Origin of the sequence: Streptomyces sp. NBC_00647 (assembly GCF_045207245.1) — a bacterium.
In the GTDB taxonomy this organism is placed as follows: domain Bacteria; phylum Actinomycetota; class Actinomycetes; order Streptomycetales; family Streptomycetaceae; genus Streptomyces.
On the sequence record NZ_CP109040.1, the window covers coordinates 4,676,426 to 4,693,499 of the forward strand.

The following is a 17,074-nucleotide window of genomic DNA, read 5'->3' on the forward strand; positions in this document are numbered from 1 at the left end:
CCACTTTCGTCAGGCACCGCTTCAGGGCGTCACGATCCCGACGCCCGCCGGAGTGTCACGGCTTCAGGACCAGGGTGTCGCTCGTGTTCTTGTCGACGGCCTTGTCCGAGAAGGCCCAGGGCAGGAGTTCACCCTTGGCCCACAGGTCCGTCTGGTCCGTGTAGTGGGCGCTGTAGGCGTGCCCGGAGGCACCCGACAGGTTGATCCACTTGGACTTGTCGAGGTCCCCGAGGTTGACGACCATCCGCATCGACGGGACCCAGACCACCCCGTACCCGCCCGCCGCGTTCCAGCCGGTCGCGTTGACCGTCGCCTCGCCGCCGCTGAGCTTCCAGGGGCCGCGGTTGAGCATGTACTGGATGAAGCGGGGGCCTTCGGTACCGAGGGTCTGGTTCTTCAGGAACAGGCGGTGCAGCCGGCCCCAGCTCCAGGTGTCGATGTCCTTGCCGAGCTTGGCGGTCAGCTCCCAGCGGGCGTCCGTCATGGCCTGGCCGAACAGCTCGTCCCGGGTGTCGATCGGATTGTCGGTGAGCGTCTTGCGCGTCTTGGGCGACTTCCACCAGTCGTTGTTCTCGTCGTCGATGATCTTGCGGACGACCTCGAACCAGCGGTCGCCGCCGTCCGGCTGCGCCTGGTCCGCGTCCCGCTGGCCGCACTCGCGCACCGACTGGTCCTCGTCCGCGGGACCGGTGGTGTCGATCCGGTCGACCCACAGGCACTGGCCCTTGACCCGCAGCTCCTTGGGCAGCTTGTTGCCGAAGGCGAGCTTGAGGATGTTGCGCCAGGTGGCGTTGAAGTAGGCGGCGGCCGCCGAGTCGGCGTCCTGGGTGTAGTCCCAGCCCTCCAGCAACTTCTGCGCCTGGCGGACGTCCTTGTCGGGCACGTCGATCTTGAGCAGCTTGGGCACGATCAGCTTGGCGATCTCGCTGCTGTTGTCGAGCTGCATCTGCCGCATGTCGTCGGTCGAGATCTTGCCGACGCCGTTGATCTTCGACTCGATCAGGTCGTTGATGCGCTGGCTGCGAGTGCCGTAACCCCAGTCCGTTGTGAGGGTGTAGGGGTACTTGTCCGGGTCCACGACCGCCTGGTTGGCGGTCACGATGTACCCGCGCTTGGGGTTGTACTCGTAGGGCAGGGCGGACTGCTTGATGTAGCCCGTCCAGCGGTACTTGGAGTCCCAGCCGGGCGAGGGGAGCGAGCCGTCGTTGCCCTTGGCGCGCGTGGGGATCTTGCCGGGCAGCTGGTAGCCGATGTTGCCGTCGGCGCCGGCGCCGTCGGCGTAGACCAGGTTCTGGGACGGCACCTCGAAGGACGCGGCAGCCTTGCGGAACTCGGTCCAGTTCGACGCCTTGTCCATCTCGAAGACGGCGTCCATGGACTTGCCCGGGTCCAGCGCGGTCCAGCGCAGCGCTATCGCGTAGCCGTCGCCGCGGTCGGGCGCCCCGGCGTCGACGGCGGCCTTCTTGCCGACCTTGACCAGTTCGTCGTCACGGTCGGAGAGCAGCGGCATCCCGTCCTCGGTCTCCCGGACGACGATGGTCTTGGCGGTGCTGCCCGCGACCTTGATCGTTTCCTTGCGGATCGTGAAGGGGAGCACCTTGCCGTCGTACTCGTAGCCCTGGCCGGTGATCTTCTCCAGGTAGAGGTCGGTGACGTCGACCCCGGAGTTCGTCATGCCCCAGGCGATGTCCTGGTTGTGGCCGATGACCACACCGGGCATGCCCGCGAAGGTGTAGCCGGAGACGTCGTACTGGCACTTGGCGGAGACGCTGGTGCAGTGCAGGCCCATCTGGTACCAGACCGAGGGCAGGGACGCCGACAGGTGCGGGTCGTTGGCCAGCAGCGGTTTGCCGGTGATCGTGTGGCTTCCCGCGACGACCCAGGAGTTGGAGCCGATGCCGTTGCCGTTCACGCCGACCGCGGTGGGCAGGTCGTCGAGGACGTCGTAGAGCCCCGAGAGCTGGCTCTGGAACCCGGCGGGCGCCTCGGTGCCGCCCGTGAGGCCCGTGCCCGCCGAGGTGGTGCCGGTCTGGCTGTACGTCCCGGTGACGCTGTCGTACGAGCCCGTCTGGACGATCGTCTTGTTCCGGCTGTACGGGTACTCCGGGTACAGGTCGGCGATCTGCTTCGGGCCGAGCCGGCTCGTCATCAGCGAGCGGTCGATCTCCTCCTGCATGTTGCCGCGCAGGTCCCAGGCCATCGCCTTGAGCCAGGCCACCGAGTCGACCGGGGTCCACTCCGTGGGCTTGTAGTCGTTGGTGAAGCCCAGAGCGGCGTACTCCAGGGAGATGTCCTCGCCGTCCTTGCCGTTCAGGTAGGCGTTGACTCCCTTGGCGTACGCCTGGAGGTACTTCTTCGTGGAGGCCGACAGCTTGGTGTCGTACTCCTTCTTCGCGATCCGGTCCCAGCCCAGCGTGCGCAGGAACTCGTCGTTCTCGACCTGGCCCTGTCCGAACATCTCGGACAGCCGGCCCGAGGTCATGTGACGGCGCACGTCCATCTCGTAGAACCGGTCCTGCGCCTGGACGAAGCCCTGGGCCATGAACAGGTCCTCGTCGGACGAGGCGTAGATCTGCGGGATCCCGTTGCCGTCGCGCTTCACGTCCACGGGCCCGGACAGGCCGTCGAGCTGGATGGAGCCCTTGGTCTGCGGGAAGGAGGCGCGCACAGTGCTGATGCTCCAGTACGCGCCGAAGGCGATGCCTCCGATGATGGCGAGAACCAGGACAATCAAGAACAGTCGGGCTTTGCGCCCCTTCTTCCTGCCGGACTTGCCGGGCTGTTGGCCGGAAGAGGCGGTGGTGTTGGGGGGCATCGCTGTCCTTGCTGTCCTAACGCGAGCGGCAGGCGGTCCTGGAGTGCTGGGGCAACCATAGGCGCAGGGCCAACCGCGCCTTGACGCGGAGTAGGAAACCGGGAAGCACGACTGTTCGATCTTGCCTTCGGGAACGTCAAGAAAGCGTCAAGAGTTAGGTAAGGTAACGAAGTACTTGCACTGAAGTGCCCGGCTTCCGGTGCTCAGAGCCGGCTGCCGCCCCGCGGCGGAGCCGGATCGGCGAGAAAGGAACAGCCCCTGACTGTCCACCACCTCAACCAGCTCCTGCTCGTGTGCTCGCTCGTCCTGCTCATCGCGGTGGCGGCCGTCCGGATCTCCTCACGCAGCGGGCTTCCCACGCTGCTCGTCTACCTGGGGATCGGCGTCGCCATGGGCCAGGACGGAGTCGGCAACGTCCACTTCAACAACGCCGAGCTGACCCAGGTCATCGGGTACGCGGCCCTGGTCGTGATCCTGGCCGAGGGCGGACTGGGCACGAAGTGGAAGGAGATCAAGCCGGCCCTGCCGGCGGCGACCTCGCTGGCATTGGTGGGCATCGCGGTGAGCGTCGGCGTCACGGCCTCGGCAGCGCACTACCTGATCGGCCTCGAGTGGCGGCAGGCCCTCATCATCGGGGCGGTGGTGTCCTCGACCGACGCCGCGGCGGTCTTCTCGGTCCTGCGCAAAATCCCCCTCCCCGCGCGCGTGACGGGCATCCTCGAGGCCGAGTCCGGCTTCAACGACGCCCCCGTGGTCATCCTCGTCGTCGCGTTCTCCACCGCCGGACCGGTGGAGCACTGGTACGCGCTGCTCGGCGAGATAGCGCTGGAACTGGCCATCGGCGCCGCCATCGGTATCGCGGTCGGCTGGCTGGGCGCGTACGGACTGCGGCACGTGGCACTGCCGGCCTCCGGCCTCTACCCGATCGCCGTGATGGCGATCGCGGTCGTCGCCTACGCCGCCGGCGCGCTCGCCCACGGCAGCGGCTTCCTCGCCGTCTACCTCGCCTCCATGCTGCTCGGCAACGCGAAGCTGCCCCACTGGCCCGCCACGCGCGGCTTCGCCGAGGGGCTCGGCTGGATCGCCCAGATCGGCATGTTCGTGCTGCTCGGCCTGCTGGTCACGCCGCACGAGATGGCCGACGACATCTGGCCCGCACTCGTCATAGGCCTGGTGCTGACGATGGTGGCGCGACCGCTCAGCGTGGTCGTCAGCCTGCTGCCGTTCCGCATCCCGTGGCAGGAGCAGGCGCTGCTGTCCTGGGCGGGGCTGCGCGGCGCCGTCCCCATCATCCTGGCGACGATCCCGATGGTGAGCGGCATCGCGGAGAGCCGGCGGATCTTCAACATCGTCTTCGTCCTGGTCGTCGTCTACACCCTGGTCCAGGGCCCGACACTGCCCTGGCTGGCCCGCAAGCTCCGCCTCGGGCAGTCCCCCGGGGCCGCCGACCTGGGCATCGAATCGGCGCCCCTGGAGCGACTGCGCGGCCATCTGCTGTCCGTCGCGATCCCCAAGGGTTCGCGGATGCACGGCGTCGAGGTGGGCGAGCTGCGGCTGCCGCCGGGCGCGGCGGTCACCCTCGTCGTCCGCGACGCGGAGTCCTTCGTGCCGGCGCCCACGACGGTGCTGCGGCTCGGCGACGAGCTACTGGTGGTGGCCACCGACCCGGTCCGGGACGCGGCCGAGAAGCGGCTGCGCGCGGTGGGCCAGGGCGGCAAGCTCGCCGGCTGGCTCGGCACCGAGGACGGCGGAACGGAACACCATCGAACGAGACACCAGACGGGGCATTGAGGCGCGGCGGGCATTCACAGGCCGGCGCTCCCGTGGTGCTCGGTTTCACAGGCGTGGCCTCGTTCTCCCCTGTACGATGAAGGCACACCTTGATCGAACCAACTCTGCCTGACGCAGAGCTGGCGCGACCGTATGGCGGCCGTGACGTCCTCCCGCAGGAGACGCCGGTATCTACCGCAGATCCGCGCAAGAGGACAGCTCTCGGCGCCCCCCGCACGGGCGCGCTACCAGGCGGCAGAAAGGCACGGGCCGTGGCATCCACGGTCACCTCCCGTCCTGGATACGGACAGCTGCTGCGCACCCGCGGCGCCTGGACGTTCCTGCTCCCCGGCTTCGCCGCACGTCAGCCGTTCGCCATGCTGACGATCTCCATCGTGCTGCTCGTGCAGCACACCACCGGCTCGTACGGCGCGGCCGGCGCGGTCGCCGCCGCCACCGGTGTCTCCATGGCACTGTTCGCACCCTTCACCGGACGGCTGGCCGACCGGCACGGACAGCGGGCCGTCCTGCTGCCCGGCGTCCTCGTGCACGCCGTGTCCGGCTTCTCCTTGACCGCGCTCGCGCTCGCGGGCGCTCCCTTGTGGGTCCTTTTCGTCGCCGCCGTGCCGACCGGCGCCTCGGTGCCGCAGATCGGCCCCATGGTGCGTGCCCGCTGGGGCGTGAAGCTTCAGGGCTCGCCCCTGATGACGACCGCGGCGGCCTTCGAGTCCGTCACGGACGAGCTGACCTTCGTGTTCGGCCCGCTGCTCGCCACCGCGCTGTGCACGGCCGTCGACCCTGCCGCGGGCCTGCTGACCGAGGCCTCGCTGACCCTGGTCGGCGGTCTGCTGTTCGCCGCGCAGAAGAGCACGCAGCCCTCGGTCGCCGTCGACCGTCACGCGCGCGTGGACCACGGTTCCGCTCTGCGGATCCCCGGGGTGCGCGTCCTGATCGTGACCTTCCTGGGCATCGGCGCCGTCTTCGGCGGCATGCAGGTCTCCCTGGCCGCGTACAGCGAGTCGATCGGCGAGCCCGGCCTGAACGGTGTCCTGTACGGCGTCTTCGCCGCGGGCAACATGCTCTCCGGCATCGTCTGCGGCGCCATCGCCTGGAAGGTGGCCCCGCAGCGACGGCTCGTCCTCGGGTACGCCGCCCTCGCGCTGGCGGCCTCCGGGCTGTGGGCCGCCGACTCGGGGATCGTGCTCGCCGGCCTCGGTCTTGTCGTCGGTATGTGTATCGCCCCGACCCTGATCACCGGCTACACCCTGGTCGAGAGCCTGGTTCCGCAGGGCGCCCGCACCGAGGCCTTCACCTGGCTCACCGGCGCCGTCGCGCTCGGCCAGGCGGCGGCCGTCACCGTCGCCGGACAGCTGGAGGACCGGCTCTGGGACGGCGCCGGATTCCTGGTGCCGATGGCCGGTACGGCACTGGCCCTGGCGACCCTGGTGGCACTGCGTTCACGCCTCACCACACAGGCCCCGAGCAGGACGGTCGCACGTGGCGTCGGTCACCGAGTGCCGGTGACAGTGGACTGATCTCGCGGAATACGTCAGTATGGACCGTCGTTAGCACTCACTGAGTGAGAGTGCCAGGAGGAAGACAAGTGCCGACCTACCAGTACCAGTGCACCGAGTGCGGCGAGGGCCTCGAGGCGGTGCAGAAGTTCACCGATGACGCCCTGACCGTGTGCCCCGACTGCAACGGCCGCCTGAAGAAGGTGTTCTCGGCCGTCGGCATTGTCTTCAAGGGCTCCGGCTTCTACCGCAACGACAGCCGCGGCTCCTCGTCGAGCAGCTCGCCGGCGTCGAAGCCGTCCACGGCCACGTCCTCGTCGGACTCGAAGTCCTCGTCGTCGACCTCCGCGTCGTCGTCCTCGGACTCGAAGTCGTCGGGCACCGGCTCTGCCGGAAGCTCCGCCGCTTAAGGTCTCCCTGGTCCGCCGAGGCTCCCGCCCCGGCGCCGAGAGGCCTCACCAGGCTCGTTCGCACGGGACCCCGTCGTCGTAGGACGACGGGGTCTTCGGCGTTCTCCCGTCCCGGCTAGGGTGCCGTCCATGGCGAACACGGAGAATCCACAGACCCCGGCCGGGGAGCAGTCGACGGCCCTGGCCGAGATCGGTGTCATCGGCGGCTCGGGCTTCTACTCCTTCCTCGACGACGTGACCGAGCTACAGGTGGACACCCCTTACGGACCGCCCAGCGACTCGCTGTTCCTCGGCAAGATCGCCGGCAGACGGGTCGCCTTCCTCCCCCGCCACGGCCGCGGCCACCATCTGCCGCCGCACCGCATCAACTACCGCGCCAACCTGTGGGCGCTGCGCTCCGTCGGCGCCCGCCAGATCCTCGGCCCCTGCGCCGTCGGCGGTCTGCGTCCGGAGTACGGGCCCGGAACCCTGCTCGTGCCGGACCAGTTCGTGGACCGTACGAAGTCGCGGCCCCAGTCCTACTTCGACGGGCTGCCGCTGCCCGACGGCACGGTGCCGAACGTGGTGCACGTGTCGCTGGCCGACCCGTACTGCCCCGTCGGGCGCAGGACCGCCCTGGAGGCGGCGCGCGGACGCGACTGGGAGCCCGTGGACGGCGGCACGCTCGTGGTCATAGAAGGTCCGCGGTTCTCCACCCGGGCCGAATCGCTCTGGCACCAGGCACAGGGCTGGTCGGTGGTCGGGATGACCGGGCACCCCGAGGCCGCGCTCGCCCGTGAACTGGAGCTCTGCTACACGTCGTTGACGCTGGTCACCGATCTCGACGCGGGCGCCGGGACCGGCGAGGGCGTCTCGCACGACGACGTGCTGAAGGTGTTCGCGGCGAATGTGGACCGGTTGCGGGGTGTGCTCTTCGACGCGGTCGCGGGGCTGCCGGCGAACGGAACGCGGGACTGCCTGTGCACGACGGCGCTGGGCGGCATGGACCCGGGGTTCGACCTGCCGTGACGGCGGCCGGGGTGGCCTTCGCCGTCGCCCTGGCCCTCACGTCGACCGTGGCTCTCACGGTCACGTCGGCCCTCACGTCGACCGTGGCTCTCACGGTCACAGGGGCCCTCACGGTCGCGGCGGCGGAGTTCCCCGGGCCGGAACGCGGGCGGAACCTCCCGTTCGGGTGAGGGAGTTGTCCACAAACCGTCGGTGATCCACGGGCCCCGGCGGGCTTCGCCGCGACACCTCATCGTGGGATGCGCAAGCCGATCCCTCGTCGCAGGTGGTGGTTCCCATGGCACAGCTCTCTCCCCTCGTCCGCCCGCCCGGCGCGGACGCGCCTCCGACCTGCGAGGTGCCGCACTTCGCTCCCGTCCGTGTACGCGGCGGACGGTATCGGCTGCGGCGCCTCGCGCGGCACAGGAGGCGGGCCGTCGCCGCCGGTCTGGCGATCACGGCGGCCGCGCTCGTGGCGGCCGGCCCGGGTGATGCCGGACGGGCGCGAGGACATCCGGCGTCCGCGCCCCCCGCCGGGTCCACCTCCGCCACCGCTTCCGCGCCCGTACGCGGGCAGCGGGCGGTCGAGACGGTGACGGCGCCGGTCCGGATCGCCGACGGCGCAACGGTGGGCCTGTTGCGGCCCGGCGACCGGGTCGATGTGGTCGCGGCGGACAGCGGCGGCGAGGCGCGGGTGGTCGCGACCTGGGCGCGCGTCACCGGGATTCCGGACGTCGCCGCCACCGGCACCGGGGCGCTGATCGTCCTCTCCGTCCCCCGCGCGACGGCCGCTCGGCTGGCGGGCGCCGCCGCCACATCACGGCTGGCGGTGACGCTGCGATGAGTGACGAAACCGTGTCAAGTCCCTCGATCGAGCTACCCAATTGGACAGGCCCGACGGGCCCTGCCGTAGGTTGCGGAGCTGTTTGTTCCACAACTTGTGCAGAGGGGCCTCCTGGTGAGCGACAAGAAGCAGCCCGGCGTCTGGGAGGGCTTCAAGGCCTTTCTGATGCGCGGCAACGTCATCGACCTGGCCGTCGCCGTGGTCATCGGCGCGGCCTTCACCAACATCGTCAACTCCGTGGTGAAGGGCATCATCAACCCGCTGGTCGGTGCCGTCGGGACGAAGAACCTCGACAGCTACAGCTCCTGCCTGAAGAGCCCGTGCGAGGGCACCGGGGAGACCGCCAAGGGCATCCGCCTCATGTGGGGTTCGGTGCTGGGCGCCACGCTCAGCTTCGTGATCACCGCCGCCGTCGTGTACTTCCTGATGGTTCTGCCGATGGCCAAGTTCCTGGCCCGGCAGGCGGCCCGCCAGAAGGCGAAGGAAGGCACGCAGGAAGTCATCGAGGTGTCGGAGCTCGAGGTGCTGAAGGAGATCCGCGACGCACTGGTCGCCCAGCGCGGTCCGGGACCCCGCGAGCACTGACGGCGGATCGGTGGACCGGCGCCGGGAAGTCCGCAGGGAGCGGAGGCCCGGAGCGCGGGTGGAGGAAGATCAGAGACCGGGCTCAGAGGTGGTGGGGCGGCTTCTCGTCGAGGAAGCGCTTCAGGTCGGCGGCACTGTCGCCCGTGCTGTCGGCCCGCTCGCCCCACCCACGGTCCGTATCGTCCGAGGACGGCCGGCTCAACGGATCGTCGAAGACCAGTGCAGACTTCGGATCACGCGGTTCGGGGGCGGGGGCGGGACTCATGCCCCAAGGGTACGCCGCGGGGACGGCGGCCCGCCCCGGCCCGGCCGGGCGCGTCGACACCGCGGCGGACGGGCGACCACCGCGATCGCGTGAGGGGCACGGGTCCCCGATCAAGGACCGAAGGCCCTCCGGCCCGGCCGATCCGAAGCCGCGTGGCACGTCTGACCTGGCATCCGGCCACGATGTCAGCACCGAGCATGCTTGTGAACGCATTCACAAGAATTTCCGGGACTTTTCTGCTGTGCTTGGCCGTATGACGTCCAGATCCACTCCGGAGTCCGCCGCGACACCACGGCCCGCGGGCCGTCGACCGCTGCGCAGAATGACCGCACGCGGCCGCGACGAGGCGCACCGGGTCGCGTCGCCGCTGGAGCTCCTCTTCGACCTGTGCTTCGTGGTGGCCATCGCTCAGGCGGGCGCCCAGCTGGTGCACGCCGTGGCGGAGGGGCACGCGGGCGAGGGCATCCTCGACTACGCGATGATCTTCTTCGCCATCTGGTGGGCGTGGATGAACTTCAGCTGGTTCGCGTCGGCGTACGACAACGACGACGTGCTCTACCGGGTCGTCACCCTGGTACAGATCGCCGGCGTCCTGGTGCTCGCGGCCGGGGTGTCGCAGGCGTTCGCGAGCCACGACTTCCTGGTCGTCTGGCTCGGTTACGCGATCATGCGGTTCGCGATGATCGCGCAGTGGCTGCGGGTGGCACGGTCCACCGAGGGAGCCGAGAGAACCATGGCGCTGCGGTACGCGGGCGGCGTGCTGCTGTGCCAGGTCGGCTGGCTCGGTCTGCTCGTCGCGCCGGAGCCGGGCCGCCCGTGGGTGTTCCTGGTCGTGGCGATCGCGGAGCTGTGCGTCCCGTTGTTCGCCGAGAAGGCCTTCACCACGTCCTGGCATCCGCACCACATCTCCGAGCGGTACGGACTGTTCACGATCATCGTGCTGGGCGAGACGATCGCAGCGGCCACCGTCGCGGTGAAGTCGGCCGTGGACGAGCACGACGCGCTGGGCGAGCTGCTGCCCATCGCCGCGGGCGGGCTGCTGATCGTGTTCTCCGCCTGGTGGATCTACTTCGTGGTGCCGATCCACGGGCATCTGCGGTCCAGCGCACAGGCCTTCCTGTGGGGCTACGGCCACTATCTGATCTTCGCGTCGGCGGCCGCGATCGGCGCCGGTCTGGAGGTCGCGGTGGAGCAGACCGTCGGCAAGGCCCACATCTCGACGCTCTCGGCGTCCGCCGCGGTGACGCTGCCGACCGCGCTGTACTTCCTCGCCGTCTGGGCGCTGCACTCCCGCTACTTCAAGATCGGCATCGCCCAACAGGTCGTGCTGCCGGCCACCGCGCTGCTCGTGATCCTGTGCACCTTCCTCGGCGACTGGGCGGTCCTCGCCTCGGGCATCGTCTCGGCCCTGGCCGTGGCGGTCGGGGTGGTGCTGACGACGCGGATGGTCTCGCGGGAAGCGGCCGGGAACGCGGCCCGGGGCGTATAAGGGGGAAGGCGCTGTCGCGGCCTGTCGCGGGAAGCGGCGGGGAACACTGGGGCCATGACAGTTGACGCTCTGACGGATGTCGCCGGTCTCCGGGTGGGACACGCGACGCGGACCGGCGACGGTTGGCTCACGGGCACGACGGTGGTGCTCGCCCCCGAAGGAGGTGCGATCGCCGCGGTGGACGTGCGCGGGGGCGGGCCCGGCACCAAGGAGACGGACGCGCTCGATCCGCGCAACCTCGTGCAGAGGGTCGAGGCGGTCGTGCTGACCGGCGGCAGCGCTTACGGGCTGGACTCGGCGTCGGGCGTGATGGCGTGGCTGGAGGAGCGGGGGCGCGGGGTGCGCGTGGGGCCCGACCCCGCGCATGTCGTGCCCGTCGTGCCCGCCGCGTGTGTCTTCGATCTCGGACGCGGCGGCGACTTCCGGTCCCGGCCGGACGCTTCCACCGGGCGGGCCGCGGTCGAGGCGGCCGACGCGAGTGCGCTGCGCGCGCCGGTGGGCGAGGGAGGCGTGGGCGCGGGCACCGGGGCGGTGGTCGGGCAGATCAAGGGCGGGGTCGGGACGGCGAGCGCCGTGCTGGAGTCGGGCATCACGGTGGCCGCGCTGGTGGTGGCCAATGCGGCGGGGTCGGTGGTGGAACCGGAAACGGGGGCGCTGTACGGGGAATTGACGCGAGGGCGTACGGCACATCCGTCCGCCGCGGTGCGCGAGGCCGCCCGGCGGAGGCTCGCGGAGGCCGCCGCGAAGAACGCGCCGCCGCCGTTGAACACCACACTCGCCGTCGTCGCCACCGACGCCGATCTGACGCGGGCCCAGGCGCAGAAGCTCGCGGGCACCGCGCACGACGGGATCGCGCGTGCCGTGCGGCCGGTGCATCTGCTGAACGACGGGGACACGGTGTTCGCGCTGGCCACGGGTGCTCTGCCGCTCGCCGCCGGGAACCCGCTCGCGCTCAACGAGATCCTCGCGGCGGGCGCGGATCTGGTGACGCGGGCGATCGTGCGCGCGGTGCGTGCCGCGGAGCCGGTGGACGGGCCGGGCGGGGTGTGGCCGTCCTACGAGGAGCTGTACCGGTAGTCGGGCGATTGTCCCGGTCCTGTCACGTGATGGTGCTCAGCTCGGGCCGACGGGAACCTGTCGCGTCACCGCTCGCTCTCTCTCCACGTACTCGAGCGGATCACACATGACGAGACCTGGGAGCAGCCCGTGACAACGCCGGACAGGACAGCGCGTGCACTGGGGGCCTGTGCCGCCCTGATGGTCGGCGCCCTCACCCTCACCGCCTGCGGAGGCGACGCCAGCGCCGACAGCGCGGGCGGCAAGGACGGTAAGAACGCGAGCCGGACGTCCACGGCGAAGATCGCCATCTCGGCGAAGGACGGCTCGACGAGCGCGTCCATCAACGCGACCGGGGTGAAGGTCAGCGACGGCAGGCTGACCGGCGTGAAGATGACGGTGGCCGGGAGCGGGACGGCCGTGCCCGGGGCGATATCCGCGAACGGCCACTCCTGGAAGCCGAAGGATCAGCTGGAACGCGGGACGAAGTACCGGATCTCCGCCCTGGCGAAGGACGCGGACGGTCGGACCGCGGCGGCCAATTCGATCTTCACCACGGTCTCCTCGAGCAACAGCTTCATCGGCACGTACACGCCGGACAACGGCTCCACCGTCGGTGTCGGGATGCCGGTGTCGTTCACCTTCGACAAGGCGATCGGCGACAGGAAGGCCGTGCAGTCGCACATCACGGTCACCTCCAGCAGCGGGCAGCGGGTCGTGGGCCACTGGTTCGGGGCGCAGCGCCTCGACTTCCGGCCCGAGGAGTACTGGAAGTCCGGCTCCAAGGTCACGATGAAGATCGCCCTGGACGGTGTCGAGGGCGCGAACGGCGTGTACGGCGTCCAGAAGAAGACGGTCACGTTCACCGTCGGCCGCTCCCAGGTCTCCACGGTCGACGTCGGCACACAGACCATGACGGTCGTGCGGGACGGCAAGCCCCTCAAGAGTGTCCCGATCTCGGCGGGCACCCCCGAACACACCACGTACAACGGGCAGATGGTGATCTCGGAGAAGTTCGTCCAGACCCGGATGAACGGCTCCACGGTCGGATTCGGCGGCGAGTACGACATCGCCGACGTGCCGCACGCGATGCGGCTGACGTCCTCGGGGACGTTCATCCACGGCAACTACTGGTACAACCGCGGGAATCCGCCGTTCGGCCGGCAGGGCACCAGCCACGGCTGCGTGGGCCTCGCCGACGTACAGGGCGCGCAGGGCGACACGACCGCCAAGTGGTTCTACGACAACTCGCTCGTCGGGGACGTCGTGACCGTCAAGAACTCGCCCGACAAGACCGTCTCTCCGGACAACGGGCTCAACGGCTGGAACATGTCGTGGAGCGCGTGGACCGCGGGAAGTGCCGTCTGACGAGGGCCTTTTGACGCCCGGGCGGGCCGCGTGGGAACTTGCCGCGCGGCCCGCCCGTTTTCCGTCCGTACGTTTTCTCGGTTCGCGGACATGATGTCCGACCGAGGGGCTACGGTATGCACCCACAAGGTGACATGCAGCAACGCCGGGAGAAACCTTGAGCGTTCCGTACGAGACAGCAGCGTACGAACCACCCGAGTCGCCCGAGTCTCCGGAGGAGCATCTCGCGCGACTCCTGGGCCGCGCCCTGAACTCGTTCGAGCTGCCCGACGAGACGATACGGCGACTCGACTGCGCGCTGGCGCACGACAGCTCGCTGCACTCCGCGCACCACAGCGCGGGACTGCACCGGGAGACGTACCGTCACACGTGGCTGCTCGCCGACGGCTCCGCCGTCACACTGTGGGAGCTCGTGCACAACACGGCGCCGGGCCGCGAAGCACAGCACGAGGTCTACGTCGACGAGGAGGAGCTGCGCGCCGCCACGGCCAGACTCCCCCTGCCGCCGGACGCGCCGGACTTCGAACTGCCCGTGTTCGTGCAGTTGTCGGCGATCCCCGAGCCGCGTCACACGTACGTGCCCGACGACTCCGCCGATCACGCGCGCCGGCTCCTGCGGCGCGCGGAGAATACGGACCGGCCGGGCTCCGACCTCACGACACTCCTGCTCCGGGAGGCGTTCGCACACCAGATCACCCAGGCCTTCGGCCGCCCCTGCCGGGCCGGCCAGGCGGGCCTGTGCTTCTCGCTCTACGAACACGCGTTCCTGCTGCGCGACGGGCAGGAGATCTCCCTGTGGGAGGTCGAGCACACGGCGACGCCGGACCGGCGGCACATGTGCGAGGTGTACGCGTCGGAGGACGCGGCACGCGACGCGATGGAACGGCGCGCGGCGCGCCTGGGCTGAGGTCCGAGGCGCGGCGCGCCTGGGCTGGGGACCGACCCGGGCGCCGCGCGACGGGGGCCGGCGTCCGGCCGATCGTGCCGGCGTCCGGCATGGGCCGCGGCTCGACCGCGCTGAGCCCTGTCGCCCGGCGCGGGGCCGGCTGCGGCACCCCCGCGCGAGGACGTCCGGGCCGGCGGTCGGCACCGGTGCTCGCTGGGCACGCCGGCCTTCCGACGACGAGGCCGTGCCGTACCCGGAGAACCCGAAGGGGCCCCGGCACCTGAGGTGCCGGGGCCCCTTCGGGCTCGGACTTCCACGTCGCACCGGTGGTGGCGGACCTGGCCGGGACTCAGCCGACGAGTTCCGCCTTCTGGTCCCGGACCTGATCCTCGGCGACCGTCTCGTCCTCCGCCCCCTCCACATGCTGGGCCGGCCGCTTCGGCAGCGCGAACATCACCAGGAAGATGACGGTCATCACCGCGGCGACCCAGCCCAGGGCGTGCTGGAAGCCGTTCACGAAGGCCGGGCCCACCTGGGCGAGGGTCAGGTTGTCGCCGATCTCGCCGAAGAAGACGACCGAGACCAGGCCGAGGCCGAGCGCGTTGCCCATCTGCTGCACGGTGTTGATCAGGCCCGACGCCGAGCCCGCGTGCTCACGCGGGACCTCCGAGAGCACCGCGTCCGTCAGCGGGGCGACGATGAAGCCCATGCCCGCGCCCATGACCACCAGCGGAAGGGCCATCTGCCAGGAGGCGATGGACATGCCGTACCGGTCGGACTCCCAGATGTAGAGCAGGACTCCGAGCGCCATGAGCAGGGCGCCCGCCTGGAGCACCTTGCGTCCGAAGCGCGGGACCAGCAGCTGCACGGACATGCCCGCCGCGGCCGAGACCGCGATCGAGAACGGCACTCCGGTGAGTCCCGCCCGCAGCGGGGTCCAGCCCAGCCCGGTCTGCATGTACAGCGTCCAGACCAGGAAGAAGATGCCGAGGGCGATACCGAAGACGGTCTGCACGGCGATGCCCGCCGCAAAGCTCTTCACCTTGAACAGCGACAGCTCGACCAGCGGCGAACCGTCCCGCGCCGACTTCCGCTTCTCGTACGCCACCAGCACCGCGAAGACGACGAACGAGCCGATCATGGACGCGTACCCCCACAGCGGCCAGTCCAGCTCACGGCCGCGGGTCAGCGGGTAGAGCAGCATCAGCAGGCCGAGCGTGACGAGGGTGACACCGACGAGGTCGAGCTTGAGGGCCCGCGGGGCCTTGGACTCGGTGATGAAGCGGCGTCCCAGGATCAGCGCGACGATGCCGACCGGCAGGTTGATGAGGAAGATCGGCCGCCACTCCAGGCCGAAGAGGTTCCACTCGGTGAGCAGTGCGCCGAGCAGCGGACCCGAGACCGCGCCCAGGCCGACGATCGCGCCGAAGAGGCCGAAGACCTTGCCCCGCTCGTGCGCCGGGAAGGTGGCGTGCACGATCGACAGCACCTGCGGCACCATCATCGCGGCCATGGCGCCCTGCAGGATGCGCGAGGCGACCAGCATCTCCGGGTTCGCCGCGAAGCCGCACAGCGCCGACGCGATCGTGAAGCCGGTTATGCCGAGGAGGAAGAGCCGCTTGCGGCCGTGGATGTCGCCGAGCCGCCCACCGGTGATGAGTCCCGCGGCGAAGGCCAGCGCGTAGCCCGCGGTGATCCACTGGATCTGACTGAACGTGGCGCCCGCGTCCTGCCGGATCGACGGGATCGCGATGTTGACGATCGTGACGTCGACCAGGTCCATGAAGGCCGCGGTCATCACGATGGCGAGGGCGAACCAGCGTCGCCGGTCGGCCGCGGCGCCGGGTGCCGGGCTGCTGAGAGCCGTCTCAGAGGTCTCGGTGGAAGTCATGCCGTAAAGCTACGGCGCGATTAGGTCAGATCGTGTCCTAGTTGTGCGGCACCCTGGAAAACATGACGACCGACACACCGGCCAGGCTGCTCCAGCTCCTCTCCCTCCTCCAGACGCCCCGCGAATGGCCCGGCGGCGAGCTGTCCGAGCGCCTGGGGGTGTCCCGTCGCACGGTCCGCCGCGACATCGACCGGCTGCGCGAGCTGGGCTATCCGGTGCAGGCGACCAAGGGTGCGGACGGCGGTTACCGGCTGGTGGCGGGCAAGGCGATGCCGCCGCTCGTCCTCGACGACGAGGAGGCCGTGGCGATCGCGGTGGGCCTGCGGGCCGGCGCCGGACACGCGGTCGCGGGCGTGGACGAGGCCTCCGTACGGGCCCTCGCCAAGCTGGAGCAGGTGCTGCCGGCCCGGCTGCGGCACCGCGTGTCCACACTCCAGGCCGCCACCACCCCCCTGACCAGCGGAGACGGGGCGAGCATCGCACCCGAGACGCTGACCGTGATGGCGTCCAGCGTCGCGGGACAGGAGCGGCTGCGGTTCGCGTACCGCTCGGGGGACGGGACGCCGTCGCGGCGGCTGACCGAGCCGTACCGGCTGGTCTCCACCGGCCGCCGGTGGTACCTCGTCGCGTACGACCTCGACCGCGAGGACTGGCGGACGTTCCGCGTCGACCGGGTGACCGAGCCCTTCGCTACGGGGGCCCGTTTCACACCCCGCGAGCTGCCGACGGGGAACGCCGCCGAATATCTGCGGCAGTCGATGTACCGGCGTCAGGAGACGTACGCGTTCGAGGTCACCTTCGCCGCACCGGCCGACTTCGTCGCGGCGCGCGTGCCCGCGTGGATCGGGTCGCCCGAGCCGATCGACGAGCACAGCTGCCGCCTGCGCGCCTCCGCCGGTGACTCGGTGGAATGGCTGGCGGTGCGGATCGCGATGGTCGACTGCGAGTTCACCGTTCAAGAGCCGAGGGAACTGGCCGATCACATAAGGGAGTTGGGGGCTCGGCTGAGCCGGGCCGGAAACGCGTCCGCGCGCTGACGGCACGTCACGGCCGATGGGACATCGCGCTGCCGGTGACGCCCCGAGGCCGGTCAGGTACGGCAGGTTATGTCGCTGTGGCAGAATCTGCCGTCCGGGTCACCCCGGGGTTCAGGTTCGGGGTGGCCCGACCACGTCCTGCCCAAACCCCACCGCG

14 protein-coding genes are annotated in these 17,074 nt (G+C 70.2%); 11 read left to right on the forward strand and 3 right to left on the reverse strand.

The features are described from left to right. Nucleotides 1-55 precede the first annotated feature (55 nt). The gene (locus OG788_RS20370; protein WP_406372551.1) at nucleotides 56-2,815 is read right to left on the reverse strand and encodes a penicillin acylase family protein; all 2,760 of its coding nucleotides are present in this window, start codon (nucleotides 2,813-2,815) and stop codon (nucleotides 56-58) included. A gap of 213 nt (nucleotides 2,816-3,028) precedes the next feature. On the opposite strand from OG788_RS20370, the gene OG788_RS20375 reads away from it, so the two are divergent. The 6 genes from OG788_RS20375 (at nucleotide 3,029) to mscL (ending at nucleotide 8,925) form a co-directional block, all read left to right on the forward strand. Further along, nucleotides 3,029-4,606: a potassium/proton antiporter gene (locus OG788_RS20375; RefSeq protein WP_406376800.1), complete on the forward strand. Its 1,578-nt coding sequence runs from the start codon at nucleotides 3,029-3,031 to the stop codon at nucleotides 4,604-4,606. Between the two features lie 251 nt (nucleotides 4,607-4,857). After that, entirely contained in the window at nucleotides 4,858-6,120 is a 1,263-nt protein-coding gene (locus tag OG788_RS20380; protein WP_406372553.1) for an MFS transporter, read from the forward strand. A gap of 68 nt (nucleotides 6,121-6,188) precedes the next feature. Next, on the forward strand, nucleotides 6,189-6,509 hold the full coding sequence (locus OG788_RS20385) for an FmdB family zinc ribbon protein (protein WP_351549245.1): 321 nt from the start codon (nucleotides 6,189-6,191) through the stop codon (nucleotides 6,507-6,509). A 129-nt stretch (nucleotides 6,510-6,638) separates the two neighbouring features. Beyond that, a complete protein-coding gene (locus tag OG788_RS20390) occupies nucleotides 6,639-7,517 on the forward strand; it encodes an S-methyl-5'-thioadenosine phosphorylase (RefSeq protein WP_406372555.1) in 879 nt (292 codons plus the stop codon). A gap of 277 nt (nucleotides 7,518-7,794) precedes the next feature. Then, nucleotides 7,795-8,340, forward strand: coding sequence for a hypothetical protein (locus OG788_RS20395; RefSeq protein WP_406372557.1), 546 nt, complete (start codon nucleotides 7,795-7,797; stop codon nucleotides 8,338-8,340). Nucleotides 8,341-8,454: 114 nt separating this feature from the next. Continuing rightward, nucleotides 8,455-8,925 carry a large conductance mechanosensitive channel protein MscL gene (gene mscL, locus OG788_RS20400; RefSeq protein ID WP_406372559.1) on the forward strand — a complete coding sequence of 157 codons (471 nt, stop codon included), beginning with the start codon at nucleotides 8,455-8,457 and terminating at the stop codon, nucleotides 8,923-8,925. Between the two features lie 82 nt (nucleotides 8,926-9,007). Here the strand turns inward: mscL and OG788_RS20405 are convergent, their stop codons facing one another. Then, nucleotides 9,008-9,190, reverse strand: a complete 183-nt coding sequence (locus OG788_RS20405) for a hypothetical protein (RefSeq protein ID WP_351549235.1) — start codon at nucleotides 9,188-9,190, stop codon at nucleotides 9,008-9,010. Between the two features lie 253 nt (nucleotides 9,191-9,443). Between OG788_RS20405 and OG788_RS20410 the strand changes: the two genes are divergently transcribed. From OG788_RS20410 to OG788_RS20425, 4 genes are all read left to right on the forward strand, one after another. Then, a complete protein-coding gene (locus OG788_RS20410) occupies nucleotides 9,444-10,679 on the forward strand; it encodes a low temperature requirement protein A (protein ID WP_406372561.1) in 1,236 nt (411 codons plus the stop codon). A 54-nt stretch (nucleotides 10,680-10,733) separates the two neighbouring features. Further along, entirely contained in the window at nucleotides 10,734-11,756 is a 1,023-nt protein-coding gene (locus OG788_RS20415; protein ID WP_406372563.1) for a P1 family peptidase, read from the forward strand. Between the two features lie 129 nt (nucleotides 11,757-11,885). Continuing rightward, nucleotides 11,886-13,103 (forward strand): Ig-like domain-containing protein, encoded by a 1,218-nt coding sequence (locus OG788_RS20420; RefSeq protein ID WP_406372564.1) that lies wholly within the window; start codon nucleotides 11,886-11,888, stop codon nucleotides 13,101-13,103. A gap of 157 nt (nucleotides 13,104-13,260) precedes the next feature. Beyond that, nucleotides 13,261-14,010, forward strand: a complete 750-nt coding sequence (locus OG788_RS20425; protein WP_406372566.1) for a DUF6227 family protein — start codon at nucleotides 13,261-13,263, stop codon at nucleotides 14,008-14,010. 328 nt (nucleotides 14,011-14,338) lie between these two features. Here the strand turns inward: OG788_RS20425 and OG788_RS20430 are convergent, their stop codons facing one another. Further along, entirely contained in the window at nucleotides 14,339-15,880 is a 1,542-nt protein-coding gene (locus OG788_RS20430; protein WP_406372568.1) for an MFS transporter, read from the reverse strand. Between the two features lie 62 nt (nucleotides 15,881-15,942). Between OG788_RS20430 and OG788_RS20435 the strand changes: the two genes are divergently transcribed. Then, a complete protein-coding gene (locus OG788_RS20435; protein WP_351549219.1) occupies nucleotides 15,943-16,917 on the forward strand; it encodes a YafY family protein in 975 nt (324 codons plus the stop codon). Nucleotides 16,918-17,074 lie beyond the last annotated feature (157 nt).

Excerpts from the sequence above, each read along its gene's own strand:
- OG788_RS20405 (WP_351549235.1), bottom strand. The coding sequence starts at position 9,190 with ATGAGTCCCGCCCCCGCCCCCGAACCGCGTGATCCGAAGTCTGCACTG.
- OG788_RS20395 (WP_406372557.1), top strand. The coding sequence starts at position 7,795 with ATGGCACAGCTCTCTCCCCTCGTCCGCCCGCCCGGCGCGGACGCGCCT.
- OG788_RS20370 (WP_406372551.1), bottom strand. The coding sequence starts at position 2,815 with ATGCCCCCCAACACCACCGCCTCTTCCGGCCAACAGCCCGGCAAGTCC.
- OG788_RS20435 (WP_351549219.1), top strand. The coding sequence starts at position 15,943 with ATGACGACCGACACACCGGCCAGGCTGCTCCAGCTCCTCTCCCTCCTC.
- OG788_RS20415 (WP_406372563.1), top strand. The coding sequence starts at position 10,734 with ATGACAGTTGACGCTCTGACGGATGTCGCCGGTCTCCGGGTGGGACAC.
- OG788_RS20410 (WP_406372561.1), top strand. The coding sequence starts at position 9,444 with ATGACGTCCAGATCCACTCCGGAGTCCGCCGCGACACCACGGCCCGCG.
- OG788_RS20430 (WP_406372568.1), bottom strand. The coding sequence starts at position 15,880 with ATGACTTCCACCGAGACCTCTGAGACGGCTCTCAGCAGCCCGGCACCC.
- OG788_RS20390 (WP_406372555.1), top strand. The coding sequence starts at position 6,639 with ATGGCGAACACGGAGAATCCACAGACCCCGGCCGGGGAGCAGTCGACG.